Below are 9,682 nucleotides of genomic sequence, written 5' to 3'. Positions count from 1 at the left end.
CGTGACCACCGCGTCAACGTCGCTCGCTCATCGTCGGTCAGCGTCAGCGGCGCAGTGGGACGCCCGGTTCTCGGCATCCCACCACCCTACCCACTTATCAGGCGAATTTCCGGCGCAGGACACTAGCGCCTCGTCTTTGAACGTTGGTCGGGTAATGCGTCGGTTCTGGGGATGGATCGGACAGGCTGTCTCCCAGCACTCGTGGTAGGAGGTGGTGGCCGGTGGGCAGAAAGCCGGAAGTGTGCGTCCGGCAGGTGTCGATGGCTGAGGGCCAGCGGTTGCGGCGGATCACCAGGACGGCGAAGGACCCGGTGAAGCTGCGGCGGGCGATCGTGGTGCTGATGTCCGCCCAGGGACAGCCGGCCCCGGACATCGCTCACCTGCTCACGAGCAGCGTGGATGACGTCCGCGACGTGATGCACGCGTTCAACGAGCGGGGGTTCGACGCCCTGGACCCAAAATGGAGCGGGGGCGCACCGAGACGGATCGATGAGCAGACCCGCGACTGGATCTGCGTCACCGCCCGGTGCGACCCCCGCTTCCTCGGCCAACCGTTCTCCCGCTGGTCGCTTGCCGAACTGCGCGATTACCTCGTCGCCGCGGGTTACGTCACGACGATCAGCGTCGAGACCGTGCGTCGTGTCCTGCACGAACGCGGGGTGACGTGGCAGGCCACCAAGACGTGGAAGGCCAGCACCGACCCCGGCTTCACCACGAAGATGCGCCACCTCTACGACCTCCCACCCGCCGATGGCAGGGTGCTCTGCGTCGACGAGTTCGGGCCGCTGAACCTCAAAACCGCCCAGGACGGGCCTGGCGATCCGTCGCACACCCGGTGCGACTTCGTGCCACTTACACCCGCGACCAGGGGTACGACACATGATCGCCGCCCTGGACCCGGCCACCGGCCGCCTGCACTACCGCATCCGCGACCGCAAACGGTGGCGCGAGTCCCTGACCTTCCTCAAGACCCTGCGCCGTTCAAGGCTGCGTGACGAGGCACTAGAACGAATGACCGATGACGTTTGAGATCGTCATCCGACGTTGCCTTCATCTCATCCTGAGCGGACGAACGCCGAGACCGATGACGAGCCGTGCCACTTTGCCGGTTGGCCAGCCCACGGCTGGTCGCAGTGCGGGCAGGCGAGGGCGGAGAAGAAGGGGCTGAGTTGATCATCGACCCGCTCCTGCTTCGGCTTTACGCCGGCGACGCCTCCGCCGGCATAGGTCAGCTCGCGATGCTGGGCGCGTCGGTCGGCTACTACTCGCCCTGGCAGCAGAGGTTGTCGTGGGTGATCAACGGCGCAGGGCCGCGAAACTGTCCCCTGCGGCGCAAGATGCACAGAGGCCCAATACAGAGGAGGTCAGCCTCGCTGAGGGTCCGGTATCGCGATCCGCATCGGAGTCGTTGTCGGAAAGACGACACCGTGGCGTTCATGCCAACCTCAGCACCGCTGGCGGACCTTCCCATCGTGGCGACACGTCGGATGACCGCGTCATGGTCGACAGCTACGTTGCTGGAACTGATCTCGATCAGAGACACCGTGGCCAGCTCCAGCCGGAGCTGGCTGGCACCTGCAAATTCACCACCGGCCCCGCCCTCGGCGACGGCACCACCGCTTCCCGCCGCATTCTCGTAGCCGCAAAAATGGCTTGTGCCACACCTTGAGTACGGTGGCGAACGCTCTCTAGAATTGCTGGCATGGCTAATCAGATCGGGGTCGGCCCGGAGCTTCTGGCCTATGTCCGGGAATTCTCGCTCAGAGAGGACGACGTCCTTCGGGCGCTACGCACGCACACCGGCGAGCTTCCCGGCGGGCAGTCCCTGCAGGTGATGGCCGAGGAGGGACAACTCCTTGCGCTGCTGGTGTCCCTGGTCGGGGCCACGAGGGTGCTGGAGGTGGGCACCTTCACCGGCTACAGCACCCTGTGCATGGCCCGGGCGCTGCCACCGCACGGCCGGCTGGTGACCTGTGACATCAGCGCGCGGTGGCCGGAGATCGGTGCCGAGTACTGGCACCGCGCGGGGGTCGCCGACCGCATCGAGGTACGCATCGGTGCGGCCGTCGAGACCCTTGACAAAATGCTCGACGAAGGCACCGACAGCAGTTTCGATCTCGTTTTCATCGACGCCGACAAAGCAAACTATCCGCAGTACTACGAATTCGCGGTGCAACTCGTACGCCCCGGCGGTCTGGTGGTGGTGGACAACACGCTGTTCTTCGGCCGGGTGGTCGACCCGACCGCCGGTGATCCGGACACCGCCGGGGTGCGGCGGGTCAACGCCATGATCCGCGACGACCAACGGGTGGATGTGTGTCTGCTTCCAATGGCCGACGGCATCACGTTGGCCCGGCGGCGGGCCGGCTGATCTCCACACCGCGGTCCGGCCGGTGGAGGCCGGGTGCGGGCGGTCAACCCGCGCCGACGGTCGCCGGGCCGGCCAGGTCGGGGGCGGTCAGGTGGAACGTCGACGGTGCCGGTTGCCGGCGTGCCGCCAGGTGCAGTCGCTGGACGGCCCGGTCGCTGTCGACGGCGATGCGGTCCCGGCATGCGCAGGGCTCCTCGTCGAAGCCGGCGAACCGGTAGGCGATCTCCATCATCCGGTTCCGGTCGTTGGGCCGGAAGTCGGCGATCAGGTGCACGCGAGCTCGAGCGGCCTGGTCCACCAGCCAGGTCAGCAGGACGGTGCCGGTGCCGAAGGACACCACCCGGCACGAGGTGGCGAGCAGCCGCAGGTGCCACACCCCGGGGTGTTTCTCCAGGACCAGCACACCGACCGCGCCGTGCGGCCCGAACCGGTCGGTCAACGTCGTGACCAGGACCTCGTACCGGGGGTCGGCCAGCAGGGCCCGCAACGCCTGATCCGGGTAGTGCACTCCGGTCGCGTTCATCTGGCTGGTCCGCAGGGTCAACTCCTCGACCCGCGACAGGTCTGCGGCGTCGGCCCGCCGGATGCGCATCACCAGTTCCAGCGAACGCAGGAAGTCCTCCGCCGGGCCGGTGAACCGGGCCTGCTCGTCGGCCCGCCGCTGACCGGCCTGGTACATCTGCCGGCGTCGCCGGGCGTCCACGGTCACCGACGTCGGAGTGAACTCCGGCCGGTCCAACAGGGCTGTGGCCGCGCTGGCGTCGTAGCAGCGTACCTGCGGGAGGTGGAAGGCGACCTCGGCCCGTTCGACCGGTTGGTCGTCGATGAAGGCGACGGTGCCGAGCGCGAAGCCCAGCCGGTCGGCGATCCGCTGGACCGCGTCGGACTTGCGTCCCCACCCGATCTGCGGTGCCACGAAGTACTCGGCGACGCCGAGCGCGCACAGCCGGGCCCAGGCCGGCTCGTGGTCGTTGCGGCTGCAGACCGACTGGAGGATGCCCCGGGCGTCCAGCCCGGTGATCACCGCCCGGATCGGGTCGGGGAGCACGACCTGTTCGTCCTCCAGCAGGACACCCTGCCAGAGGGTGTCGTCCAGATCCCAGACCAGGCACTTCACGGTCACGGGTGGGACCGTCGGGACCTCGTCGGTCACGTCGACTCCTTCGTGGACTGCCGTTCGTCGGCAGCATGGGATGAGTGGGCGGGCGATCGGCGCGGCGGTGGGGTCACCGGCGGTTCACCGCGTGGTCGGCCAGCATCAGCTGACACATCTCGGTGCTGCCTTCGATGATCTCCATGAGCTTGGCGTCGCGGTACGCCCGGGCGACGGGGTGCCCGTCGACCGCACCGGCCGACGCCAGGATCTGGACCGCGTCGGCGGCGGCCCGGGTGGCGTGCCCGGCGCTGACGTACTTGGCCAGGACGGTGGCGGTGACCACTTCGGGTGAGCCGTTGTCCCAGCAGCGGCTGGCGTGCTCACAGACCCGGGTGGCCACCTGCTCGGCGGCCCACAGGTCGGCCAGGTGCCGGGCGACGAGCTGGTGTTGGGCCAGCGGGCGGCCGAACTGCTGGCGGGAACCGGCGTGTGCGACGGCCGCCGTCAGACAGGCCCGCAGGATCCCCACGCAACCCCAGGCGACCGACATCCGGCCGTAGCTCAACGCCGTGGTCACCAGCAGGGACAATGACTGCCCGCCGGCACCGAGCAGGCTGCTGGTGGGCAGCCGTACCGCGTCGAACCACACGTCGGCGTGTCCGGCCGCCCGGCATCCCAGGGGATCCGCCCGCCGGTGCACCCGTACCCCCGGGGTGGCCCGGGGCACCACCACCACGGCTCCCTGGTCGCCGAGTCGGGCGAAGACCAGGAGCAGGTCGGCGTGGTCGGCGGCGGTCACCCACACCTTGTGGCCGTCGAGGCGCAGGGTGTCGCCGGTCATGGTGACGGTGGTGGTCATCGCCGACAGATCACTGCCCGCCTGCGGTTCGCTGAAGGCCACGGCGGCCGTGTCCGTGGCGGCCAGGCGGGGCAGCAGCGACCTGGCCTGGGCCCGGTCGGCCAACCGTTCGATGGTCCAGGCCGCCATTGCCTGGGAGGTCATGACGCTGCGCAGGGAGCTGCACAGGCTGCCCACCTGGGCGGTGAACTCGCCGCTGTCCAGGCTGCTCCATCCCGCTCCGCCGTACCCGGTCGGGATCTGGGGGGCGAGCAGGCCTGCGGTGTTGAGTGCGCGCACCACGTCCACGGGTAGCCGGCCCGCCCGGTCCCAGTCGCCCGCCCGGTCGCCGACCAGGCGGGCGGCGAGCGTGGCGGCCTGGGCGGGCGTGACGGTGGGCGCGGTGGCGGCGACGGTCTCAGGCACCGTGGTCGCCGGGTTCGCTGTTGCGGAGCCGGTCGACCAGGGCCACCATCCGGCGCACCGTGCGGAAGTTGTCCAACCGCAGGTCGGTGCCGCGCACGGAGACCCCGTACGTCTGCTCCAGGTGCACCACCAGCTCCATCGCGAACAGGGACGACAGCCCACCGGTGGCGAAGAGGTCCGTGTCCGGCGGCCAGGTCCGCCCGGTAAGCGCCGTCAGGAAGCGCACCAGTTCCGGCGCGGCGGTGTCGACCCGGTCACCGGTGTCCGACACCTCCTGGTCGGATGGCACAGTCATCACAGGTCTCCCTCGTAGTGGTAGAAACCCCGTCCGCTCTTGCGGCCGAGGTGGCCGGCCCGGACCTTGGTCAGCAGCAGCTCACAGGGGCGGCAGTTCTCGTCGCCGGTGCGTTCGTGCAGCACCCACAGGGAGTCGACCAGGTTGTCCAGGCCGATCAGGTCGGCGGTGCGCAGCGGACCGGTCGGATGTCCCAGACATCCCTGCAGGAGTTTGTCGACGGACTCGACGCTTGCCGTGCCGGCGGCCACCACCCGGACCGCACTGTTGATCATCGGGTGCAGGATCCGGCTGGTGACGAAGCCCGGCGCGTCCTCGACCACCACCGATTCCCGGCCCAGGGTGGTGAGCAGCCCGCGTACCGCGTCCAGGGTGTGCGGACCGGTACGTGGGCCGCGGATCACCTCGACGGTCCGGATCAGGTAGGGCGGGTTCATGAAGTGGCTGCCGATCAGGTCTTCCGGTCGTGCCACCGACCGGGCCAGTTCGCCGATGGGGATCGAGGAGGTGTTGGACACCACCGGGGTGCCTGGTGCCACCAGGGCGGAGACGTCCGCCAGCACCTTCGCCTTGGCGTTGGGGTCCTCGGTGACCGCCTCGACCACCGCGGTGAGGGTGCCGGTCCGCCCTGTCGAGACGTCCGCGAGGGACACTCCGACGTCGAGCAGGCCGGGTCGGGTGCCCTCCGGTAGGGCACCCATCAGCCGGGCCGTCCGGACCTGCCGGTCGACCCGGTCGGTGGCCTCGGCCAGGCGACGGCGGTCCACGTCGATCATGGACACGGCGATCCCGTGCCCGATCGCCAGTGCGGCGATGCCCGTCCCCATCACTCCCGCGCCCAGCACCGCCAGTCGTCGCGCGGCACCCGGCGTGGTGTTCTGCCCCGCCATGAGGGTCTCCCTTCGTTGCCGAGACGGCACCGACACGGTTCACAGGCCACGGTGGCCACGGTCACACCCCGGAACGGCCGGCCTTCCGTTCGTCGACGGACGATCCGTTGGCGACCGGCCAACCGTTGACAACTGACGATCCGTTGACAGCCGGCACACCGTTGGCGGCCGGCGAACCGTTGGTGATGGACGTCCCGGTGGCGGCGGCGTCGGTGGGATCGCCGGACGGGGTGGGGTCGGTGTAGAACTGCCGCGCCCACTGCCGGTACCGCCCGATCGGGCCGTCTCCCCGGGCGAGCTTCGGCTGTTCGACGTGCTCCTGGTGGTGCCACATCAGCAGGTCCGCGCCGGTGTCGACCGAGGCCACCCGTTGGGCGATCGCGCCGAGCAGCCGGGCGACGGGCATCGCCGTCGCGCGGGCGGCCCGCTCGGGCAGGAACGGCAGACCGGCCAGCTCCAACTTGGTACCGAACCGCAGTTGGATCCGACCGGCGGTGGTCGGGGTCGCGTGCAGCATGACGTGGAGGTCGCCCGCGCCGTTGGGCAACCGGGTGCGGGCCGCGATGGTGGCCAGTCCGATCACGGTGAGGGTGTAGGACTGGCGGCTCTGGCGCATGACGGTGCCCCGGGCGGTCGCGGTGACCGTGCTGATCGGCTCCCCCATCACCGGTGCCCCCTCGATGACCAGGTCCCGCAGCCCGTGCAGGGCCGGGAGGTGCCCCCAGTCGAAGGCGTTCTCGATGACGTCCTGCGGGTGACCGGCGATGTCGAAGGTGTTGTGGCTGAAGGGTTGCCGCTCGTCCATGCCGAAGATCGGCACCTGCCACTGCGGTGCGAGGCCGAGCGCGTGCCGCCACACGTAGATCGACCCGTTGGCCTCGCAGACCGGGAACTGGGTCAGGGTCGCCTTGGGCGGCGGCAGGTCGTACCCGGTCCGTACGCAGGCCCCGGAGGGGTCGAAGGCGAACCGGTGGAAGGGACAGACGATCTCCTCACCTTCGAGTGTTCCACCGACGCCCAGGTGCGCCCCGAGGTGGGGGCAGCGTGGGCGGACCGCACGCAGCAACCCGCGGGGAGTCCGGTAGACGACCACCTCGCCACCCATGAACGGGCGGGTGGTGATGGCCCCGGGGCGGACCTCGTCGGAGAAGGCCACGCAGAACCACCCGTTCGGGTCGGGACGCGTGGGCGGGTGGAGCCGGTCGGCCGGTGCGGCGGTGTGCCGGCGGATCTCACGGTTACGGAGCAGCTGTTTGACCAGCGACCTCATGGTTGTTCTCCTAGTGGGCGACCGGGCAGGCGTCAGGGCCCGGTCCGGGGGTCGACGGAACGGGTAGTGGCTGCGACGTGGCGACCGGCGGCGCGTCGGTCCCGGAGGTCTCCGTCCGACACCGCAGCCGCAGGCGCAGCCCGCGGGAGCTGAGGCTGGTTTCCACCTTGGGTCGGAAGGGTTCCTCGCCGACAGGGGACAACTCCCAGCGGGCCGCCACCGCGGTCAGGGCCAGGATCGCCTCGGTGAGCGCGAACTGATCCCCGATGCACTTGCGTGCGCCGGCGCCGAACGGGACGTAGCCCGTCCGGTCGGGTGAGGTGCCGCGCCAGCGGTCCGGGTCGAAGCGGTCCGGGTCGGCGTACAGGTCGGGCCGCCGGTGGATCAGGTACGGGCTGAGCACGAGGGTGTCGCCGCGTCGTAGCCGTACCCCGTCGAGTTCGGCCTCCTGGGCGACGGTGCGGGTCATCATCCAGGCCGGCGGGTAGAGCCGGAGGGTTTCGGTGACCACCCGGGTCGCCAGGTCGAGTCGGGGCAGGTGTTCGGGGCCGGGGAGCGCGCCTGCCAGGACAGTGTCGGTTTCGGCCTGCAGTGCGTGTTGGATTTCCGGATGGGTGGCCACCAGGTGCAGTGCCCAGGCCAGGGTGATGGCGGTGGTCTCCATGCCGCCGAGGAAGAAGGTGAGGGCCTGGTCGGCCAGTTCGGCGTCGCTGAGCCGCTGCTCGTGGTCACGGCTTTCCACGTCGACGGCCGCGACCAGTGCGGAGAGCAGGTCGGCGTGGTCGGTGGGGTCGGCCCGGCGGGCGGCGACGATCTCGGTGATGGTGGCGAAGAGCCGGGCCCGGGCCTGGTCGTAGCGTCGCTTGGCGGGGGTAGGTAGCCGGCGCATCAGGGCCGGGGTCATCATCCGGCGGAAGAAGGCGCTCACCACGGTGTTGGTGTCGGCCAGGGCCCGGCGGAGGGTGTCCGCGGGGAGGGACCCGCTGAACATCGTCTCCATGGTGGCCTGGGTGGTCAGCGTCATCATCTCCCGGGTGACGTCGAGCACCTGACCGTCGTGCCAGGAGCCGGCGGTGGCATGGGAGGCCCGGCCGAACACCGCCGCGTACCCGTGTAGGCGCTGTGGGTGGAACGACGGTTGGCACAGTCGTCGTTGTCGCCGGTGCAGCGGGTACGGGCAGGTGGACAGCCCGTCGCCGATGACCTCCCGGATCCGGTCGTAGATCGGGCCGCCCTTGTCGAAGGTCCGGTCGTTGACGAAGATGTGCCGGGTCAGGGTCGGGTCGCAGATCAGCACTGCGGAGGTCGGGCCCAACCGGACCCGCACCATCCTGGGGTAGCCGGCCAGGGAGCGGATGAAGGCCAGCGGATCCCGCAACAGGGGCAACGCGTGTCCGAGGAGCGGCAGTGCGCCTGGTGCCAGGGGAATCGACGCGGTGGTCGTCGTAGTCGTCTCGGTCATGGGTTACCTCGTTCTCCGGTCTGGCGTCGTCGCACCGGGCGGTGGGCGGGTGATCTCGAGCAGGGCGGTGGTCCAGCGGAAGCCGAGGCCGAAGCTCACGACGAGGACGTGGTCCCCGACCCGCAGTGCGCCGGTGCGGAACATCCGGTCCAGGGCGAGCAGCACGTCGCAGGGGCCGGCGTGGCCGAGGTGGCGGCCGAAGGTCCAACTGCTGTCGGTGGCGCGGCGGTGCAGCGGGGGTCCGGAGAGCACCAGGTCGAGCACGGCTGACCCGATCGCGATGGCCACCACGTGCGAGATGTCCGCCGCTGCCAGGCCGGTCTCGCCGAGGACGGTGTCGACACAGTGCCGGGTGCGGCGTTGAAGTGTCCCGATGTGCGGCAGGAGTCCGGTCTGTTCGGCGAGGAACCGTCGGCCGTCGCCGGCGGCGGTGCCCTGCTCACCGGCGCGGGTCAGCACCTCCAGCTCCGGTTCGGTGGCTTGGGCGGTGGCCAGCAGCCGGGCGAAACCGGTGCCCCGGGTGAGCACCGCGGCGGCGCCGGCGTCACCGGCGACGTAGCCGATGTCGCGGACGTGGCCCCACCGCTGGTGGGGGAAGCGGGCTCCGGCGGTGACCAGGGCCGCCGGGGCGGTGGGTTGGGCGGTGAGGTGTTCGGCTGCGGTGACCAGGGCGGCCGCGCCGCCGTCACTGGCCGCGCCGATCTCGATGCCGGTGGTACGGGTGGCTCCGAGGACCCGCAGCAGGTACGGCGCGGGCGTGTAGTGGTCCTCGTCCTGGAAGGTGGCGTGGGCCAACAGGCTCACGTCGGCGCTGGGGACCTCGGCGTGGCGCAGTGCCAGCAGGGCGGCCCGGGCCGCCATCTGGGTCGCGGTCTCCCCGGTCGAGACCGCCGCCGAGGTGAACCCGTTGGCCGCCGCCATGGACGACGGACCGGCCTGGGTGCCGCCCCACGGGTCCTGCTCAGGTCGGATCGGGGGTATCCAGGAACCGGTTCCGGCGATCGTGATGTCGTGCCACAACACCGCTGTCTCCT

The 9,682-nt window shown here is 70.5% G+C and carries 9 protein-coding genes; 2 read left to right on the top strand and 7 right to left on the bottom strand.

Annotated features, from left to right (window positions below):
- The first annotated feature begins 311 nt into the window (after positions 1–311).
- Both AC0AIB_RS22165 and AC0AIB_RS22160 read left to right on the top strand, forming a co-directional pair.
- Positions 312–995 carry a helix-turn-helix domain-containing protein gene (locus tag AC0AIB_RS22165; protein ID WP_465097407.1) on the top strand — a complete coding sequence of 228 codons (684 nt, stop codon included), beginning with the start codon at positions 312–314 and terminating at the stop codon, positions 993–995.
- A 707-nt stretch (positions 996–1,702) separates the two neighbouring features.
- Positions 1,703–2,371 (top strand): O-methyltransferase, encoded by a 669-nt coding sequence (locus AC0AIB_RS22160; protein ID WP_328348301.1) that lies wholly within the window; start codon positions 1,703–1,705, stop codon positions 2,369–2,371.
- 43 nt (positions 2,372–2,414) lie between these two features.
- Here AC0AIB_RS22160 and AC0AIB_RS22155 read toward each other — a convergent pair whose 3' ends face one another.
- From AC0AIB_RS22155 to AC0AIB_RS22125, 7 genes are all read right to left on the bottom strand, one after another.
- Positions 2,415–3,524: an HAD-IIIC family phosphatase gene (locus tag AC0AIB_RS22155; RefSeq protein WP_465097406.1), complete on the bottom strand. Its 1,110-nt coding sequence runs from the start codon at positions 3,522–3,524 to the stop codon at positions 2,415–2,417.
- A 73-nt stretch (positions 3,525–3,597) separates the two neighbouring features.
- A complete protein-coding gene (locus AC0AIB_RS22150) occupies positions 3,598–4,731 on the bottom strand; it encodes an acyl-CoA dehydrogenase family protein (protein ID WP_465097405.1) in 1,134 nt (377 codons plus the stop codon).
- Positions 4,724–5,026 (bottom strand): acyl carrier protein, encoded by a 303-nt coding sequence (locus tag AC0AIB_RS22145; RefSeq protein ID WP_328348306.1) that lies wholly within the window; start codon positions 5,024–5,026, stop codon positions 4,724–4,726. Before AC0AIB_RS22145 ends, AC0AIB_RS22150 begins: the two co-directional genes overlap by 8 nt.
- Entirely contained in the window at positions 5,026–5,916 is an 891-nt protein-coding gene (locus AC0AIB_RS22140; RefSeq protein ID WP_465097404.1) for a 3-hydroxyacyl-CoA dehydrogenase family protein, read from the bottom strand. The genes AC0AIB_RS22145 and AC0AIB_RS22140 overlap by 1 nt, the downstream gene beginning before the upstream one ends.
- A 61-nt stretch (positions 5,917–5,977) precedes the next feature.
- Entirely contained in the window at positions 5,978–7,186 is a 1,209-nt protein-coding gene (locus tag AC0AIB_RS22135) for a Rieske 2Fe-2S domain-containing protein (RefSeq protein ID WP_328348310.1), read from the bottom strand.
- A 10-nt stretch (positions 7,187–7,196) separates the two neighbouring features.
- On the bottom strand, positions 7,197–8,648 hold the full coding sequence (locus AC0AIB_RS22130) for a cytochrome P450 (protein WP_328348312.1): 1,452 nt from the start codon (positions 8,646–8,648) through the stop codon (positions 7,197–7,199).
- Between the two features lie 3 nt (positions 8,649–8,651).
- On the bottom strand, positions 8,652–9,671 hold the full coding sequence (locus tag AC0AIB_RS22125; RefSeq protein ID WP_328348313.1) for a 3-oxoacyl-[acyl-carrier-protein] synthase III C-terminal domain-containing protein: 1,020 nt from the start codon (positions 9,669–9,671) through the stop codon (positions 8,652–8,654).
- Between the last annotated feature and the right edge of the window lie 11 nt (positions 9,672–9,682).

The sequence above is a fragment of the Micromonospora sp. DSM 43699 genome (assembly GCF_055517075.1).
This window is presented reverse-complemented; position numbering and strand designations above follow the sequence as displayed.